The organism is Candidatus Pelagibacter sp. HIMB1506, from assembly GCF_052047935.1.
Taxonomy (GTDB): domain Bacteria; phylum Pseudomonadota; class Alphaproteobacteria; order Pelagibacterales; family Pelagibacteraceae; genus Pelagibacter.
This window is the reverse complement of the sequence record NZ_JBNAIS010000001.1, coordinates 631,880-649,550: the sequence shown is the minus strand read 5'-3', so window position 1 is coordinate 649,550 and position 17,671 is coordinate 631,880. Positions and strand designations below refer to the sequence as shown.

At 29.5% G+C, this 17,671-nt stretch carries 18 protein-coding genes; 9 read left to right on the top strand and 9 right to left on the bottom strand.

Annotated elements, in window-relative coordinates; all coding sequences use genetic code 11:
• Nucleotide 1 precedes the first annotated feature (1 nt).
• Together ACTTA8_RS03555 and ACTTA8_RS03550 are read right to left on the bottom strand one after the other, a co-directional pair.
• A complete protein-coding gene (locus ACTTA8_RS03555) occupies nucleotides 2–1,168 on the bottom strand; it encodes a UxaA family hydrolase (protein WP_075506613.1) in 1,167 nt (388 codons plus the stop codon).
• A gap of 4 nt (nucleotides 1,169–1,172) precedes the next feature.
• Complete coding sequence (locus tag ACTTA8_RS03550) at nucleotides 1,173–1,457, bottom strand: UxaA family hydrolase (RefSeq protein WP_440654353.1); 285 nt, start codon at nucleotides 1,455–1,457, stop codon at nucleotides 1,173–1,175.
• 116 nt (nucleotides 1,458–1,573) lie between these two features.
• On the opposite strand from ACTTA8_RS03550, the gene xsc reads away from it, so the two are divergent.
• Genes xsc through ACTTA8_RS03515 form a run of 7 tightly spaced genes read left to right on the top strand, consistent with a single transcriptional unit; the run spans nucleotide 1,574 to nucleotide 9,434 of the window.
• Nucleotides 1,574–3,358, top strand: a complete 1,785-nt coding sequence (xsc, locus tag ACTTA8_RS03545) for a sulfoacetaldehyde acetyltransferase (RefSeq protein ID WP_440654352.1) — start codon at nucleotides 1,574–1,576, stop codon at nucleotides 3,356–3,358.
• Nucleotides 3,351–3,734, top strand: coding sequence for an SxtJ family membrane protein (locus tag ACTTA8_RS03540; RefSeq protein WP_440654351.1), 384 nt, complete (start codon nucleotides 3,351–3,353; stop codon nucleotides 3,732–3,734). The genes xsc and ACTTA8_RS03540 overlap by 8 nt, the downstream gene beginning before the upstream one ends.
• Before the next feature lies 1 nt (nucleotide 3,735).
• On the top strand, nucleotides 3,736–3,885 hold the full coding sequence (locus ACTTA8_RS03535) for a DUF5989 family protein (RefSeq protein WP_440654350.1): 150 nt from the start codon (nucleotides 3,736–3,738) through the stop codon (nucleotides 3,883–3,885).
• 1 nt (nucleotide 3,886) lies between these two features.
• Nucleotides 3,887–5,722 carry a carbamoyltransferase family protein gene (locus ACTTA8_RS03530; protein ID WP_440654349.1) on the top strand — a complete coding sequence of 612 codons (1,836 nt, stop codon included), beginning with the start codon at nucleotides 3,887–3,889 and terminating at the stop codon, nucleotides 5,720–5,722.
• 15 nt (nucleotides 5,723–5,737) lie between these two features.
• Entirely contained in the window at nucleotides 5,738–6,916 is a 1,179-nt protein-coding gene (locus ACTTA8_RS03525; RefSeq protein ID WP_440654348.1) for a hypothetical protein, read from the top strand.
• On the top strand, nucleotides 6,913–8,220 hold the full coding sequence (locus ACTTA8_RS03520; protein ID WP_440654347.1) for an NAD(P)/FAD-dependent oxidoreductase: 1,308 nt from the start codon (nucleotides 6,913–6,915) through the stop codon (nucleotides 8,218–8,220). Before ACTTA8_RS03525 ends, ACTTA8_RS03520 begins: the two co-directional genes overlap by 4 nt.
• Nucleotides 8,221–8,237: 17 nt before the next feature.
• Nucleotides 8,238–9,434: a hypothetical protein gene (locus ACTTA8_RS03515; protein WP_440654346.1), complete on the top strand. Its 1,197-nt coding sequence runs from the start codon at nucleotides 8,238–8,240 to the stop codon at nucleotides 9,432–9,434.
• A 1-nt stretch (nucleotide 9,435) separates the two neighbouring features.
• Here the strand turns inward: ACTTA8_RS03515 and ACTTA8_RS03510 are convergent, their stop codons facing one another.
• The 3 genes from ACTTA8_RS03510 to ACTTA8_RS03500 are packed head-to-tail and all read right to left on the bottom strand — an operon-like array spanning nucleotide 9,436 to nucleotide 12,029.
• The gene (locus ACTTA8_RS03510) at nucleotides 9,436–10,320 is read right to left on the bottom strand and encodes a DMT family transporter (RefSeq protein WP_440654345.1); all 885 of its coding nucleotides are present in this window, start codon (nucleotides 10,318–10,320) and stop codon (nucleotides 9,436–9,438) included.
• A 58-nt stretch (nucleotides 10,321–10,378) separates the two neighbouring features.
• On the bottom strand, nucleotides 10,379–11,155 hold the full coding sequence (locus tag ACTTA8_RS03505; RefSeq protein ID WP_440654344.1) for a fumarylacetoacetate hydrolase: 777 nt from the start codon (nucleotides 11,153–11,155) through the stop codon (nucleotides 10,379–10,381).
• Between the two features lie 13 nt (nucleotides 11,156–11,168).
• Nucleotides 11,169–12,029 carry a DMT family transporter gene (locus tag ACTTA8_RS03500; protein ID WP_440654343.1) on the bottom strand — a complete coding sequence of 287 codons (861 nt, stop codon included), beginning with the start codon at nucleotides 12,027–12,029 and terminating at the stop codon, nucleotides 11,169–11,171.
• A gap of 51 nt (nucleotides 12,030–12,080) precedes the next feature.
• On the opposite strand from ACTTA8_RS03500, the gene ACTTA8_RS03495 reads away from it, so the two are divergent.
• The gene (locus tag ACTTA8_RS03495) at nucleotides 12,081–12,680 is read left to right on the top strand and encodes a LysE family translocator (protein ID WP_440654342.1); all 600 of its coding nucleotides are present in this window, start codon (nucleotides 12,081–12,083) and stop codon (nucleotides 12,678–12,680) included.
• Here ACTTA8_RS03495 and ACTTA8_RS03490 read toward each other — a convergent pair.
• From ACTTA8_RS03490 to ACTTA8_RS03475, 4 genes are read right to left on the bottom strand one after another with little or no spacing between them, the layout of a single operon-like run.
• Nucleotides 12,677–13,480: a M23 family metallopeptidase gene (locus ACTTA8_RS03490; RefSeq protein WP_440654340.1), complete on the bottom strand. Its 804-nt coding sequence runs from the start codon at nucleotides 13,478–13,480 to the stop codon at nucleotides 12,677–12,679. The genes ACTTA8_RS03495 and ACTTA8_RS03490 overlap by 4 nt on opposite strands.
• Entirely contained in the window at nucleotides 13,465–14,223 is a 759-nt protein-coding gene (locus ACTTA8_RS03485; RefSeq protein ID WP_440614478.1) for an SDR family NAD(P)-dependent oxidoreductase, read from the bottom strand. The genes ACTTA8_RS03490 and ACTTA8_RS03485 overlap by 16 nt, the downstream gene beginning before the upstream one ends.
• Complete coding sequence (locus tag ACTTA8_RS03480) at nucleotides 14,223–14,816, bottom strand: TerC family protein (RefSeq protein WP_440654338.1); 594 nt, start codon at nucleotides 14,814–14,816, stop codon at nucleotides 14,223–14,225. Before ACTTA8_RS03480 ends, ACTTA8_RS03485 begins: the two co-directional genes overlap by 1 nt.
• A complete protein-coding gene (locus ACTTA8_RS03475) occupies nucleotides 14,816–16,411 on the bottom strand; it encodes a GMC family oxidoreductase (RefSeq protein WP_440654336.1) in 1,596 nt (531 codons plus the stop codon). Before ACTTA8_RS03475 ends, ACTTA8_RS03480 begins: the two co-directional genes overlap by 1 nt.
• Nucleotides 16,412–16,551: 140 nt before the next feature.
• Here ACTTA8_RS03475 and ACTTA8_RS03470 point away from each other — a divergent pair, with 140 nt between their 5' ends.
• Entirely contained in the window at nucleotides 16,552–17,646 is a 1,095-nt protein-coding gene (locus ACTTA8_RS03470) for a TRAP transporter substrate-binding protein (RefSeq protein ID WP_262589327.1), read from the top strand.
• The last annotated feature ends 25 nt before the right edge of the window (nucleotides 17,647–17,671 follow it).

The window sequence follows — 17,671 nt, the reverse complement described above, 5'->3', positions numbered from 1 at the left end:
ATTAAGCACTTCTGTAAAGCTTAGTCATTACAAATTCTCTATGACCTAAAGCTTCAGCACAAGTTAACCTTCCATTAGCTGTTCTAATAGTTGCTTTGATTAGTTCATCACCAGCTTGATCCAAATTCATTTCTCTAGAAAGTATTTTAGAAACATCGCAGTCGATATGTTCTTTCATGCTGACTGCTGTTAATGGATTGGCCGTTAATTTTACAACTGGTTCAATTGGATTTCCAATAATATTTCCTTGTCCTGTTGGGAATAAGTGAATATTAAAACCACCCGCAGCTTGCAACGTAACACATTCGGCTGCAGCTGAAGAAGTATCCATAAAATATAATCCAGGACCTTTTTGCGGTTCTTCAGCAGGTGTTAATACATCTACGAATTGTCTTGATCCTATTTTTTGAAAATTTCCAAATGCTTTTTCTTCAATTGTGGTCAGTCCCCCAGCTATATTTCCTGCAGTTGGTTGACTTTCTGATAAATCATCTGTTGCTTCTTTTAAAATGAAGTCATTGTATTCATTCCAAGTTTTTTTAAATTTCTCTTGTGCTTCTGGAGTTTTACCTCTTTTTTCACAAACAGTCTCAGCACCTGTAAGTTCTGAAGTTTCACCAAAACATAAATGAACCCCTAATGGCTCTAATTTGTCCATTAAATTTCCAACTGTTGGATTAGACGCAAGACCTGAAGTAGTATCAGACTCTCCACATTTTACAGAAATCCAAAGATCACTTATTGGACATTCTTCTCTTTGTTTTTCAGAAGCCCACATTGAAAATTCTTGAGCTTTTTTTGAAGCTTTCATGATTGTCTCAATGTCACCAGCACCTTCAATACTAAAACCTTCAACAGGTTTTCCAGTTTTTGCTACTTCATCAACAATTCTTTTAGTCCATTTAGGCTCAATGCCAATAATTATAGCAGCAGCAACATTTGGGTTTTTTGCTGTACCTATCATTGTTCTAAAATGTAACTCTAAATCAGCGCCAAACTGTAATCTTCCATACGAGTGAGGTAGCGCAATTGTGCCTTTAATATTGTTTGCTACAGCTTCTGCACAAGCATTTGAAATATCATCAACAGGCAAAATGATTACATGATTTCTTGTTCCAGCTCTGCCATTTTCTCTTTTATAACCTAAAAAACTTTTTGGGATTTCCATATTACTACCACTTCTTTGTTTTAACGTTGTGAACATGTACGTGTTCACCTTTTTTAATTGATTTGACTACTTTACCAATATCATGACCGTATTTAATAATAGTGTCACCTTCACTTAAATCGCTCATTGCAATTTTGTGTCCTAGAGGTATTTCATCTTCAGATTGAATGTTAACTGTCTTGTCATTTTCCATAATCCAGCAAGAGCAGTCCTGTTTTGGAGTGATTTTTTCAATAACAACTACTCCTACGTTGTCTTTTTCGTCGTGTATAATGATGTCTGTAGCCATAATGTTGTGTCGAATTGTTTGTTTGAAATTTACGAAATCTTATATATTAATCGCGAAAATTGACAAACGAATTTTATAAATTCTTAATAATTATACTTTAGAGGGGTTCTAGTCTTATGACAAAAATGACAACAGAAGAAGCTTTTGTAAAAGTTTTACAAATGCACGGCATTGAACACGCTTTTGGAATTATCGGTTCTGCTTTCATGCCAATATCAGATATTTTTCCTGATGCAGGAATTACTTTTTGGGATGTAGCCCATGAAACAAATGGTGGTTTAATTGCTGATGGTTATACAAGAGCTACAGGTAAAATGTCTATGGTCATTGCACAAAACGGACCAGGAATAACAGGACTAGTAACTCCAATTAAAACTGCATATTGGAATCACACACCTCTATTATTAGTAACACCACAAGCTGCAAATAAAACTATGGGCCAAGGTGGTTTTCAAGAAGTAGAACAAATGAACCTGTTTAAAGATATGGTTTGTTATCAAGAAGAAGTTAGAGACCCATCAAGAATGGCAGAAGTTCTAAACAGAGTAATCGAAAAAGCTATAAGAGGCTCAGCTCCAGCACAAATAAACGTTCCAAGAGATTATTGGTGTCAGGTTATTGATATAGATTTACCACCAATTGTAAGATTAGAAAGACAAGGTGGAGGTAACGATGCTGTTTCTAAAGCTGCTGATTTATTATCTAATGCAAAATTTCCAGTAATACTTTCAGGTGCTGGTGTTGTTATTGGTGGAGCTATTGATGCTACTAAAAATCTTGCTGAAAAATTAGATGCACCAGTATGTTCTGGTTATCAACATAACGATAGTTTTCCAGGAAGTCACCCACTAGCAGTAGGACCTTTAGGTTACAATGGCTCTAAGGCTGCAATGGAATTAATTTCAAAAGCTGATGTTGTTTTAGCATTAGGTACAAGATTAAATCCATTTTCAACTTTACCAGGATATGGAATTGATTATTGGCCAAAGAATGCAAACATCATTCAAGTAGATATTAATCCTGATAGAATTGGTTTGACTAAAAAAGTATCTGTTGGAATAAGTGGTGATGCAAAATTGGTTGCAGAGCAAATTTTAGCAAAACTATCTTCAAACGCTGGAGATACTGATAGACAAGCTAGAAAAGATTTAATTCACCAAACAAAATCTGCATGGTTACAAAAACTATCAAGTTTAGATCATGAAGATGATGACGAAGGAACAGTTTGGAATAAAGAAGCAAGAGAAAGAGATTCAGATAGAATGTCCCCAAGACAAGCTTGGAGAGCAATTCAATCTGGTATGCCTGATGATGTAATTATTTCAAGTGATATTGGAAATAACTGTGCAATAGGAAATGCTTATCCAACGTTTGAAAAACCAAGAAAATATTTAGCCCCTGGTTTATTTGGACCTTGTGGTTATGGATTTCCATCTATACTAGGTGCAAAAATTGGTTGTCCTGATACTCCAGTGATTGGTTTTGCAGGTGATGGAGCTTTTGGAATTAGCATGAATGAGATGAGCTCATGTGCAAGGGAAGAATGGCCTGCAATTACAATGGTAATTTTCAGAAATTATCAATGGGGTGCAGAGAAAAGAAATACTACTCTATGGTTTGATAACAATTTTGTTGGAACTGAGTTAGACCCTGAGTTAAGTTACGCCAAAGTTGCTGATGCATGTGGTTTAAAAGGTGTAACCGTTAAGACAATGGAAGAAACTACAAATGCAATCAAGCAATCTTGTGAAGATCAAAAGAAAGGGATTACAACATTTATAGAAGTAATTCTAAACCAAGAGCTTGGTGAGCCATTTAGAAGAGATGCGATGAAGAAACCAGTAAGAGTTGCTGGTATCAACAAAGCAGATATGAAACCTCAGAAATCTTTAAATGGATGAAATTAAAATAGGTTCTAATAGAAGTTTTGGAATTGTATTTTTTATAGTTTTTTTACTTATAGCAATTTATCCACTAATTAATGGAGATGAGCTAAGACTGTGGTTTTTATCTATATCAATAATTTTTTTATTTCTTGGACTGATAAATTCTAGAATTTTAAACCCTTTTAATAAACTATGGTTTAAGTTTGGAATTCTTCTTGGAAAAATAGTTTCACCATTAGTTATGGGTATTATATTTTTTTTAGTTGTTACACCTATAGGATTAATAATGAGGTTATTAAATAAGGATTTGTTAAATTTAAAATTTAACAATAATAACACTTATTGGATTGAAAAAACAGAACCAAAAAGTAAAATGAAAAATCAATTCTAAAATGAGTTTTTTAAAAGAATTTTGGGAATTTTTAAAAGTAAGAAAAAAATATTGGTTGTTACCAATAATTATAGTCCTATTTTTATTTGGTGGGTTAATTATTTTAAGTCAAGGATCTGCGGTAGCTCCATTTATTTATACTATTTTTTAAAGTGAAATCCATTCTAGGAATATCAGCTTTTTATCATGATAGTGCAGCATGCATAATTCAAGATGGCGAAATTATTGCTGCAGCTCAAGAAGAGAGGTTTACTAGAAAAAAACACGACTCAAATTACCCAAAAAATGCCATTAATTTTGTTTTAAATTTTTCAAATTTAAAACTAAGTGAAATTGATCAAGTGGTTTTTTTTGAAAAACCTTTTTTAAAATTTGAAAGATTGTTAGAGACTTATGTTGCTTTTGCTCCTAAAGGTTTTGTCTCTTTTAGTAAAGCAATGCCGTTATGGATTAAAGAAAAACTTTTTCAGAAAAATTTATTATTTAATAAATTAAAAGAACATGATGAAAATTTCAGATCAGATGAAAATATTTATTTTTCTGATCATCATTTAAGTCATGCAGCTAGTGCTTTTTTCCCATCTCCATTTGATGAAGCTGTTGTACTAACTGCTGATGGAGTAGGTGAGTGGGCAACAACTACTGTAGCAGTTGGTAAAGGAAATAATTTAGAAGTTAAAAAAGAAATTCATTTTCCACATTCATTAGGACTTTTGTATTCAGCATTTACTTATTACACGGGCTTTAAAGTAAACAGTGGAGAGTATAAGCTTATGGGGCTAGCTCCATATGGATCACCAATCTTTCAAGAAAAAATAAAAAAAATTGTAGATATTAAAAAGGATGGAACTTTTCGATTAGATCAAAAATATTTTAATTATGCTACTGGTTTGACAATGACAAATGATAAATTTTATAATTTATTTGGCCAAAAACCTCGCGATCCAAAAAAAGATAAATTAACCCAATTTCATATGGACATTGCTTCCTCTATTCAAAGTGTAACTGAGGAAATAATGATCAAACTTGCAAAATCTATTCGTGAAGAATATGGAATTAAAAATTTATGTCTAGCAGGTGGTGTAGCTTTAAATTGTGTAGCTAACGGTAAAATTTTAAAAGAAAAAATTTTTGATAATATTTGGATACAGCCTGCAGCAGGTGATGCTGGAGGTTCACTAGGTGCTGCCCTTGCACTTTGGCACATTGAACAAGGAAATAGAAGAGTATTAAGTGACAATGATAGTATGAAGGGATCTTATTTGGGATGTGAGTTTGATCAAAAACAAATAGAAGAAGAATTGAATTCTTTAGGTGCTAATTTTCAAACATTTGAATACGAAAATTTAATAGATAAAACAGCAAAACTTTTAGCGAATGAAAATGCAATTGGTTGGTTTCAAGGTAGAATGGAATTTGGACCAAGAGCATTAGGTGGTAGGTCTATACTTGGGGACCCAAGATCTGACAAAATGCAAAAAAATCTTAATTTAAAAGTTAAATATAGAGAGAGTTTCAGACCGTTTGCACCGTCAATATTAAGAGACGATTTATCTGAATGGTTTGATTTAGATGTTGATAGTCCATATATGCTTTTAATTGCTAACATTAATGATAAAAAAAAAATAAAAATGACGGAAGAACAAAAAAAACTATTTGGAATAGATAAGTTAAATGTAAAAAGATCAGAAATACCAGCAGTTACTCATGTTGACTATACAGCTAGAATACAAACAGTTACAAAAAAAACTAACAAATATTATTTTGATTTAATTTCTAAATTTAAAGAAAAAACTGGGTGCCCTGTAATTGTAAACACATCTTTTAACGTAAGAGGTGAGCCAATTGTTAATACACCAACTGATGCTTTTAATTGTTTTATGGGCACTGAATTAGACTATCTTGTCATAGGAAATTGTATTTTGGATAAAAAAATGCAAAATCAAAGCTTGAAATTAGATTATTCTAATAATTTTGAGAAAGATTAATCACAAAATTCAATTTTGAAAAAAATAATACTTATCAACATATCAGTTTTATTAGTATTGGTTATTAGTATTTTTTTTTTATTAAAATTTATAAATTTATTTATATCTGGACCACCTAGATATTACGAGCTGGTTTACAATTTAGAAAATGGTTCATTAAGGAAAAAAAAAGAGAAGCTCATATATTACAAATCCTTAAATTCAAAAATAAAACATGAAAATGAAATTAAATTTTACTCAGATGAATATAAAAATTTAAAATATTCAGGTCCTATAAAAAACGAGGATTGTGGAAGTTTTGAATCTGGCAAATATGAACTAATTTATGCATTAGACAATTATGGGTTTAGAGAAAATCAAGATGAACTACATCAAGAAACGGATTATGTTTTACTAGGAGATTCTTTTATTATTTCTGTTTGTGAGAGCAAACCTTATGATTTTAAAAGCCAACTGAAGATGCTTTCTAAAGACAAAAAATTTTTAAATTTAGGTGTAGGAGCAGATAATTATGTTAGTCAATTAGCGACTTTAACTGAGGTTACACAAAATACTAATTTTAATTCTTTGATTTGGTTTTTTTATGAGGGAAATGATTATAACGATGAACTCAACAAATATGAGTATTATAAAAAAACAATAAGACCTAATCATAATGAAAGAAAAAAAAGTATTAATCAAAGTATTAGTAATGATGAATTATATAAAGTTAAAAAAAAATTTTATATATCAAACTTTTATAAATTTAGAGTTTGGTTAGCAGAGGAAATAAATGGTTTATCTTCTTTATTAAAAATTTTTAAAAAATATGAAGCTCTACTAAATAATCATGAATATGAACAAGTGATTAAAATTGCTAGTAATTATTTAGATCAAAAAAAAATTCGAGAAAGGTATATTTATTACATTCCTAGCTGGCAAAGATTATCTAATTTTAAATCAAATAGAATTGGTTTTTACTCAACAAACCCTCAAATTAAACAACTAGATATTTTAAAAAAAAATGTAAAAGAAATATCTGAAAAAAATGGATTTACTTTCATAGATGGTGAAAATCGATTTTTGAATTTAAATAATCCTCTTAGTGTTTTTCATTATAAACTGAACACACATTTTAATAGATACGGTTATAAATTATTTGCTGAAGATGTTTATAATCAAATTATTAATAAATCGAATAATATAAATAAGTGACTATAATAAACGATCAAAGATGTGGATGGATTAAAGATTTACCTCCGAGAAAAAATATAAAATCATTTGAAGACAAAAAAGAAGATTTTGATTGGACAATAATTGGTGCTGGATATACAGGTTTGTCAGCAGCGAGGAAATTGGGAGAATTATTTCCAAATCAATCTGTTGCTTTAGTTGATGCACAGTTAGCTGGTGAAGGGGCCAGCTCAAGAAATTCAGGGTATTTAGTTGATACAACTTTGAATGATGGTTTTACTTCTAACAAAGATTTAGAAAATTATAAAATAAAAACAGATATTTACAATGCAGGTATTAATTGCATAAAAAAATTTATCAATAACTATCAAGTTGATTGTGAATTGAATGAGGCCGGCAAGTATTTTGCGACATCAAAGTTAGAGGATGAAAAAATTTTAATTAGATTTTCAAAAATATTAAAAAAATTAAATTTTGAAAATAAGATTTTTTATGAAAAGGATTTATTTAATAAACTTGGTACAAAATTTTATAAAATAGGACTTTATACAAAAGGAGGAATGTTATTGCATCCTGGAAAGTTAGTACGAGCAATGATAGGTGCACTTCCAAATAATGTTAATTTATATGAGAACACATTCTTAATAAAATGGGAAAAAGAAAAAGACAAAATTATATGTAAATTTAAGAACGGAAAAATAATTACAAAAAAAATTATTTTTGCTACAAATGGTTTTTTAAATTCTTTAGGCATTAAACCACATTACAATTTTCCACTTACATTAACAGCGAGCATGACAAGACCTCTAACAGATCAAGAATTTGAAAATATAGGAAGACCAAATGAATGGGGAGTATTGCCAGTAAGACCTTTAGGAGCAACTATAAGATTTACAAAAAATAAAAGACTTTTGATTAGAAATACTGCAGAACTACACAATCCCAATAATATGTCTGAAATTGACTTAGAAAAAAGAATATATAAACATAAAATTGGTTTAACAAAAAGATTTCCTGAATTACCAAATAATATTATTGAATCGTCATGGTCAGGAATTGTATCCAGAACTAGAAATAGTTCACAATTATTTGAATGCATTGATAAAAATGTTTTTGTTGCTGGTTGCTACAATGGATCAGGAATAGGTGTAGGTACTTTGTTTGGTGAACAAATAGCTAATAGAGCAAGTGGGATCAATACTGATGAAATAGAATTAATTGAAAAAAGAAAAAAACCTACTTTATTACCTCCAAATCCTTTTTTAAAATGGGGTATAAATTTAAGATTAAAATACGAGAGATTAAGAGCTAATTCTGAAATATAAACAGCTAAATTAATTAAATGTTAAAAAATGATAAAAAATTAAATTATTATTTTGGAATTTATATTGCTTTTTTATGTTTTTGTTCAATTTATTTTTTAAGCACAAGTTATGATCATTTTTCAAACAATGCTATTTCAGAATGGTTAATTAATTATCAAGGTGGTTTTGTAAGGAGAGGTTTTTTTGGTGAATTTTTTGCTCAAATTAGCTTATTTATTAAAATACCTTTAAGAGAGGTAATTGTAAATTTTTTATATTTAATTTTTTTTATTTATTACATATCTATCTTTTTGTTCATTAAAAATATTCAAAAAAATTATTTTATTATAATAGCTTTACTTTCCCCCTTATTTTTAATTTGGCCAATTGCTGAAAGAGAAGCATTAGGCAGAAAAGAATTATTAATTTTTTTAGCATTTATTTTTTTTTCTTATATTTATAATTATTTAAGTTTTAGATTATTATTAATTATATTAATATTTATTTATACACCAATCTTATTAACACATGAAATTGCAATATTTTATCTCCCGTTCTTCTATATTGTTTTATTTTTTAAAATAGAAAAAATTAATTTAGAAAGAATAATATTAATAATTTTTAGTTCTATATTTTTTTTGTTTATAATTTATATAATCTATAATTCAAAGATGTCATCAATTGAACTTGAATTGATGTGTTCAAATATTGAAAAAATTTTTAATGAAAAATGTGGACTAGGAGCATATTTTTTAGATAAAGATATAGAAGTTTATTTAAACGAATTGGGTCCAAAACCTACACATCTTTTAAGAAATTTATTAATATTTTTTATTGGATATATATTTTTAATCTTTTTAATTTTTTTTTCTAAATTTAATGAAACTAAAAATATAATTTTTAGTATTTTTAATTATCAATTGGTAATGATATTTTTATTTTTACCAACAATTATCCCCTTTTTCATAGCTGTTGATTGGGGCAGGTGGTTTAATATTAGTTATACAATGTTGCTATTGTTTTATTTGTTTTGTTTCAAAAATAAAATTATTTCTTTTAACAAAACGAACAAGATTTTTTTTTATTTATCGAAAAAGTTTAGCAAAAACAAAACAATTTTGTTCCTAAGTATTTTTTTAATTTGTTTTACATGGAACCCAAAAGCAGTTTATAATGAGGACATTGGATCAATTCCAATTTATAGAATTTTGGCAAAACTTCACAAGCACTTATAATTTATTTTGTTTTTTTCATATTTTGATTGATAACGAGTACAGCTCCAATAATTAAAATAGGAAGACCCATGATTAAATCATACTGCCATTCTAAATTTTCAAATATTGTTGAAATAATTAGTGCTAAAACGGGCATTACAACACCAACATAACCAGCTCTTCCAGGTCCAACTTTTTCAAGTAACTTTAAATAAGATACAAAAGCAAATATTGAGCCAAAAATTGAAAGATAAAGCAGTGATGAGATGTACCCGAAACTAGTTTCAAATAATAATTCAGCTCCTCGAAATTTTGTGATTACCAGTGTAACAATTGAACCATAAAACATAGCATATGCTATTGTTTGTATTGGTGGAAAATTATTGTTTAAATTTCTTTGATGGACCATATTACCCGTTGATGCACTAAATGTCCCAATTAGAGCTAGAAACAATCCTAAATGGGTTCCTTCGCTAAAACTAAAATTGAAAATTTCATCATTAAAAATGATTAAAATACCCACCATGCCAATTGATGCTCCAATTAAAGTTTTTATAGAAGGTTTCTTTTTAAAATAGAATGTTTCACCAACTATATTCATTATTACCACAGTTGAAAATACAATTGCTGGAAAAGCACTAATTAAATAAGTGTTAGACAAATAGAAGAAAACATAATTTACCGAATACAAGCAAATTCCAAAAAACAAAAACCAAAAATGTTGATTAATTGAAAATTGTAATTTTTCTTTTTTAATTATTAAAAAAATAAAGATTATAAATGAAGCTATTAAAAATCTATAAAATACAGATACCAATGGATCAACATAGCCTAATTGAAATTTAATTAGATACCAGGTGGGTGACCAACAAAAAAGAGTGATTATAAAAAGAATAATATTATTCATGATTAGCTAATTTTTACACACGTATTCTATGAATAAAATTATCCTTATGATTGTAATATTATGAAATAACTGCTCTTACAGATCCAAGTTTATCAATTTTTGCTGTATATGTTCCTTTTTTTATAATAGGTACAACCCCAACTGTGGATCCTGTAAAAACATAAAAATCTTTGTCTAAATTAATTTTATCTTTTTTAACTTTATTTAAAACAAACCTTAATGAATTTATTGGATTTACATAAACAGCATTAGTGTTTCCATCTACACTTTGCTTAGCTTTTTTGTTTGAAATATTTGTTTTTAAATTACCTATGTTAATTTTTTTAAATTTTTTCTTTTGTCCAATTAAAAATTTAATATTACCTCCAAAGTCACTACTTAAATCTCCAAAAGAAGTAATACCTTTTCTTTTTTGCCTATATCCAACTACTTCGATACACGGTGCCATGTGTGAAATATATTTAGTTATGTTACTATTTGTGACCTTACCTTTTGAAGTGAAAAAAGTTTTTTTGATTAAATAACAAACTTCAAGTTCAATCCCTAAAGCATATTTATTTATTTTTACTTTCTTTCCACTTTTTATTAAGTTATTTTTGAAAACAGATGCAATAAAAGGCTCTTTTTCTTTTAATTTTTTTATTAACGGAATGCCAGTTCCACCAGCTTTAAAACCTATTGTTGGATCTTTTATTTTGCTTTCACATAATTTTCTAAATTTATCCGCCTCAATAAGTTTTTTTGTAAATCTACTAGGTATAGGAGAGATAATTTTATTATTAAGAAAAGCATTAACTAATTTATCTGAAATTTTATCTTTAAGTGTTTTTGTCATAAGAATTTTTAATTTATTTTTTTGATGTTTGATTAATAACAAATATTCCTGAAGTTGTAATTATTATTGCACCTATAATAGTAAATAAATCTGGAACATCATCATATAAGAAAAATCCAAAAATTATTGCCCAAAAAATTAAAGTATAATGAAATGGCTGTATTATGCTAGCTCTTGCATTTTTAAGTGCTAATATTTGGAAGTATATACCTAATGAAAAAAATAAACCAATTGGCACAAAGAAATATAAAGAATTAAAATTAACAGGTTGCCAAAAATTAAATGCCATTATTGAGGTTATAATAATCCCAACTAGGGAAGAGTAGAACAAGGATACTTCAGGAGCATCATATTCAGTTATTTTTTTTGTTGCGATTTGATAAAGACCCAGAAAAAAAGCTGCTAGCAATGGAATAAAAGAATTTACACTAAATACATCAGATGCAGGTCTAATAATTATCAAAACTCCAATAAAACCTATAAAGATTGCTATCCAAGTTTTGATTGATACTCTCTCATTTAAAATAAATACAGACAAGGCAACTATAATTATAGGTGCTAGTGCGCCTATGCTATGAGCGTTTGCTAAAGACAGGTGTTTAAAAGATAAAACAAAAAAACCAGATTCTAAAATAGATAGTAGACTTCTTATAATTTGAAGTTTTAAATTATTAGATCTATAAAAATTATTATTGTTAGCTCTTTTTGCTTCTATCAAGCCTAACAAAAGCACAAAAGTATATTTGATAAATAATAATTGAAATATAGAGTAATGAATAACTGCAGTTTTTTGAATTGCATCAAGGATTGAAAATGAAAAGTAAGCAATTATTGCAAAAATAATTCCCAGTGTTTCTCTTGATTTAAATTTCATTTTTTTTGTTTTAATTTTATCTCAAGTTGTTATTGATTAATTCAGACTGTTATGGATTTTGTATTACTATATTTTGTTATAGCAAGTTTTTTAATAGTGATAGTGCCTGGCCCCACTGTTAGTCTGATAATTGCTAATTCTTTAAGATCTGGTGTAAAAGCAGGATTATTAAATGTTTTAGGTACTCAAGTTGGTGTTTTAATTTTGTTATTTTTATTAGCACTTGGATTTGAGATAGTTTCTCCTTTTCTAGAAGTGATTATTAATTATGTAAGAATTCTAGGTTCAATTTATTTAATTTCACTTGGAGTAATTGCAATTAAGTCAGATATTGATTTAAAAAAAACTCAAATAACTAAATTTGAAAAAAAATATTTTCTCCAAGGGTTAATAGTGATTTTAACTAATCCAAAAATCTTTTTGTTTCTGGGTGCATTTATTCCTCAATTTATTAATATAAATGAACCTGTTAGCTATCAGATAATTTATTTTGGAATTATCTTTATAATTGTAGCTACAATATTTGATAGCTCATATGCATTTGTATTTGACAAGTTTAGAGAATTCATAGCATCAAAATATTTAAAAGTTTTAAATAAAATTGGCGGATTTATATTAATTCTTGTTGGTATTTGGATGTTTTTTTATTAATTTTCCAAAACAGACATTGGGTCCAATCTAGTTTGAAACCAATTAATTCTAAAATCAAGATGAGGTCCAGTTGATCTACCTGTCGATCCTACAGTTCCAATAATATCTCCTTGATTAATTAAATCTCCAACAGAAACTAAAACATTTTCTAAATGTGAATATATAGTTGATATACCATGACCGTGATCCATAATGACTGTACCACCGGTGTAATATAAATCATCTTCAGCCATTGTAACTTTTCCTGAGGCAGATGATTTAATCATAGTGCCTTGTTTTGCAGCTATATCAATTCCGTAATGTGGCCATCTAGGTTTACCGTTTAAAATTCTTTGACTACCATAAACACCACTAATTATTCCTTCAACAGGCATTATAAATTTTTGCTTAAAAAATTGTAATTCAGAATTAATTGCTCTTGCTTCACCAATTGCATTATTTTCTTTTTTAATTCTTTTATAGACTGACTCGGGTGGGGTTACTTTGCTTTCTTCTAAGCCATCTATTCTTTGAATATTGTATTTTCTTTTTAAAACTTTTTTGGTTATTGTAGATTTCTTTCCATCAAAGATTTTTGTAAAAGTAAGATCATATTTTTGATCTCTATCAATACCAAAAACAAAAAAACCATCCTGTGATACTCTTACCTCTTTTTTTCCAACAAATATCTTAGCACCAGGATTTGTTTTCCCTAAAATAAAATGACCTTGTAAGAATTTACCTTCAAATTCTATCGCGTTTGCAGTTGAAAAAAAAAAGAAAAATATTAAAAAAAATCTATTTATTACTGAGCTGTCCATCCACCATCTATTATAATTGATGTTCCAGTTATCATTGAGGAAGCAGGTGAGGCTAAGAAACAAACTGTTGTTGCTACATCACTTTCAGTTGCTGCTTTTCCCATTGGAATATTTCCAAGCGCTAGTTTTTTAAATTTTTTATTTTTAAAAAAGTTTTTTACCATTGGAGTTTCTACAAACGTAGGAGCTACTGTATTAACTCTTATATTTCTTTTAGCTAACTCTACACCCATACCTTTTGTCAAACCTTCAATCCCAAATTTAGTCATATTGTAAACATTTCTCCCACCCATACCTACATGACCTAATTGAGAAGACATATTAATTATAGAGCCAGGTCTCTTTTTATTTTTAAGCATTTTCTTAACTACTAATTGCGCAACATTAAATGCAGCTTTTAGATTTAAATCTACCAAGTAGTTCATACTTTTTTGTTTAATTTTTTCAAAAGGTTCAGGAATATTAGTCCCAGCATTGTTTACTAAAACATCAATAATTTTGATTTTTTCTAATTTTGCTTTTAGATCTTCATAATTCATTACATCGCAAGGAACTTTAATTACTTTACCTTTAATTTTTTTAATATCTTTTTCTAATTTATTTAAATCAGATGGAGTTCTGCTTAATGCTATTACTGTTGCTCCAGCTTCAGCTAGTGCAATAGAACAAGCTCTCCCAAGTCCTTTACCAGCACCAGTAACTAGTGCGTACTTATTTTTAAGATTAATTTTTTGAAGATACATTAAAAGAATATTATTTTAATATCTGTATAAATCAACTCAACAGCTACTATTAATATTGCTAATAACCCAACCCATGCAATCCATTTGTATTTTTTTATCCATCCAGAAATTAATGTTGCAGCAGTTGCCATTAAAACAATCGATAGAACCAATCCAAATACAAGTAATCCATAATGATCACCTGCAGCACCAGCAACACCTAAAACATTATCTAAACTCATTGTAAAATCAGCAAGTAAAACAGTCCAAATTGCTTTTAAAAAACTTGAGTTGTCTACTTTTATATCTTCCTCTGCATCTGAGCCTTTGATTACATCAACATAAAGTTTGTAAACAATATAAAGGAGTAAAATTCCCCCAATAAGCCTTAGTCCTGTAATTTGTAACAAATAAGCTGTTAGTAACGTTAATATTATCCGTAATATTACTGCACCACCAATTCCCCAAAATATAACTTTCTTCCTTTGTTCAACTGGAAATTTTGAGGCTACCATTCCAATTATAATGGCATTGTCACCAGCTAACACTAAATCAATAAAAATTATTTGTGTTAAAATAGCAATTTGTTCGGGAGTAAAAAATTCTGCAAACATTATTGTTGTAGTATCATGTCAGCACCTTTTTCTGCAATCATAATCGTAGGTGCATTAGTATTTCCTGAAGTAATGTTAGGCATTATTGATGCATCAATAACTCTAAGATTTTCTATTCCTCTTACTTTTAATTTTTCATCAACTACTGACATCTCATCTTGTCCCATCTTACATGTACCAACAGGATGAAAGATGGTTTGTGCAAAATTTGATGCTTCTTTCACCAATTCCTCGTCATCATCAATATGAATACCAGGTCTATATTCCTCAGGTGTATATTTCTTAAAAGTTTCAGATTCCATTATAATTTTTCTTGTCAATTTTAATCCTTTAGCAGCAATCATTCTATCGTGATCAGTTGATAGGTAGTTTTGTTTTATTTTTGCGTAAACACGCGAGTCTTTATCAACAATACTTACGTGACCTCTACTTGTAGGTCTTATATTTGAAACAGTTGGAGTAAACGCGTGAAAATCATGATTTTTTGTAGCTCCCAAAGTATCCATACTCATTGGCTGAACGTGCCATTGTAAATCTGGTAATTCTAAAGAAGGGTCACTTTTTGCAAACATACAAAGCTGACTTGCTCCCATAGTCATTGGACCACTTCTTTTAAAAACATACTCTAATCCGATAAGCAAATTTCCAAACAAGCTATTAATTTTTTTGTTAAGAGATTTTAAACCGTTAATTTTATAAATAGGTCTTAACATTAAATGATCGTGTAGATTTTCACCTACACCATTTAAATTATGAACCATATCAATTCCTAAATTTTTTAGTTTTTCTGGATTTCCAATTCCTGACACTTGCAATATTTGAGGAGAACCGATTGCACCAGAAGAAACTACAACTTCTCTATTTGCTTCAGCTGTTTTCAATTCATTATCTTGCCAATACTCAATTGATTTTGCCTTTTTATTTTCAAAATTAATTTTTTTAACATGAGCGTGAGTAATAATTGTTAAATTTTTTCTATGCTTAACAGGGTTTAGATAACCAACAGCAGTACTGCATCTAAATCCATCTTTTTCTGTTACTTGAAAATAACCACAGCCATGATTGTCTCCTGTATTAAAATCTTTTGTTTTTGGTACACCAAATTCCTCAGCAGCGTTCTGAAACTCATCTAATAGAGGAAGATGTATTCTTTGATCTGAGACAGAGAGAGGTCCACCAACTCCATGATATTCACTTTTGCCTCTTTCTTGATTTTCTGCTTTTATAAAATAGGGCAGAACATCATCCCAACCCCAGCCAGTATTTCCAAGCTGTCTCCAAATATCATAATCTCTGTGTTGTCCTCGGATATATAAAAGTCCATTGATAGAAGAGCTTCCTCCTAAAGTTTTTCCACGGGGATAACGTATTGAAATATTATTCATGCTTTCATCTGGTTCTGTCTTGTAGCACCAGTCAGTATTAGGGTTGTGCATTGTTTTAAAATAACCAACTGGAATATGGATCCATGGATAATTATCTTTACCTCCAGCCTCAATCAAAAGAACTTTGTGTGAAGGATTTTCCGATAGCCTATTTGCTAAAACACAGCCTGCAGATCCAGCTCCTAGTATAATGAAATCAAAATTATTCATAAATTAGAACTCTTATAAATTAAAAAAATTATATTTCTAACAAATCTGTTAAAAATTTTAAAATATACAAATATTAACACTTGTTTTAATTTACATTCTTTGACACAGTTTCAGCTTTAAAAATAAAGAGAGGGAAACAAATGAAAAAAATCATTTCAATGTTATTTGCAGTTGCAATGGTGTTTGGATTTATTTCAAATGCTAATGCTGCAAAAACACTAAAATGTCAGACAGTTCTTAACACAAAAGCTGATGAAGTTAAGATGTTAAAAGACTTTACTGACACAGTAACAGCGTTAACTGGTGGATCTCTTAAGTTTGAAATTATGCCAGCTGGAGCTGTTGTTGGTGTAAAAGAAACTTTAGATGCAGTTGACAAAGGCCTAATCGATTGTGGTTTCGCATGGACTCACTATTGGTCAGGTGACCATCCTGCAGCTATGCTATTTGGTTCTCCAGTAGCTGGTGGTGGTGTTGGTATTGACAACATTGCATTCTTATCATGGTTCCAGTATGGCGGTGGAAAAGAGTTATACGACAGACTATGGAAAGAAATGGGAAGAGACATCAAAGGATTTATGATCCAACCAGTTGGACCAGAAGCTTTAGGTTGGTTTCCAAAACCAATTAAAGATATGGCTGACTTTAGAAAATATAAGTTCAGAACTCCTCCAGGAATTCCAGGACAAACATATAAAGACATCGGTATCGCATCTGTAGCTATGGGTGGTGGAGATATTCTACCAGCTTTAGAAGCAGGAACAATTGATGCTGCTGAGTGGTGTTGTCCAAAACCAGACTTAACGTTTGGTTTCCAAAAAGTATTAAAGCACTACTATCTACAAGGTCTACACCAAGTAGTCGTAAATGCTGACTTTTATATTACTGGAAAAACTTACAACGCTATGAGCGATCATGAGAAGAAGTCTCTTGAAGTTGCAGCTAATGCTTCATTAGCTAAATCTTTAAGTTACAGAATCTATGAAAATGGTAAAGCTTTAAGAGAGCTTACTGAAGTTCATGGAGTTAAATTAGAGGACACACCTTCTGATTACTTCACAGAATACATGGCTGCAGCTAAGAAAAGTTTGGAAACAAACGCTGCAAACAATGCATTCTTTGCAGAAGTATGGGACTCTATGAAAGAATTTGCTGATATAGCAGTTCCTTTCTGGAGTGGTGCGCAAATGTCTAATGCGAAGCTAGGAATGGCTCACGCAGCAACATTAAAGTAATCCAATAATTAATCTATAATTCAAA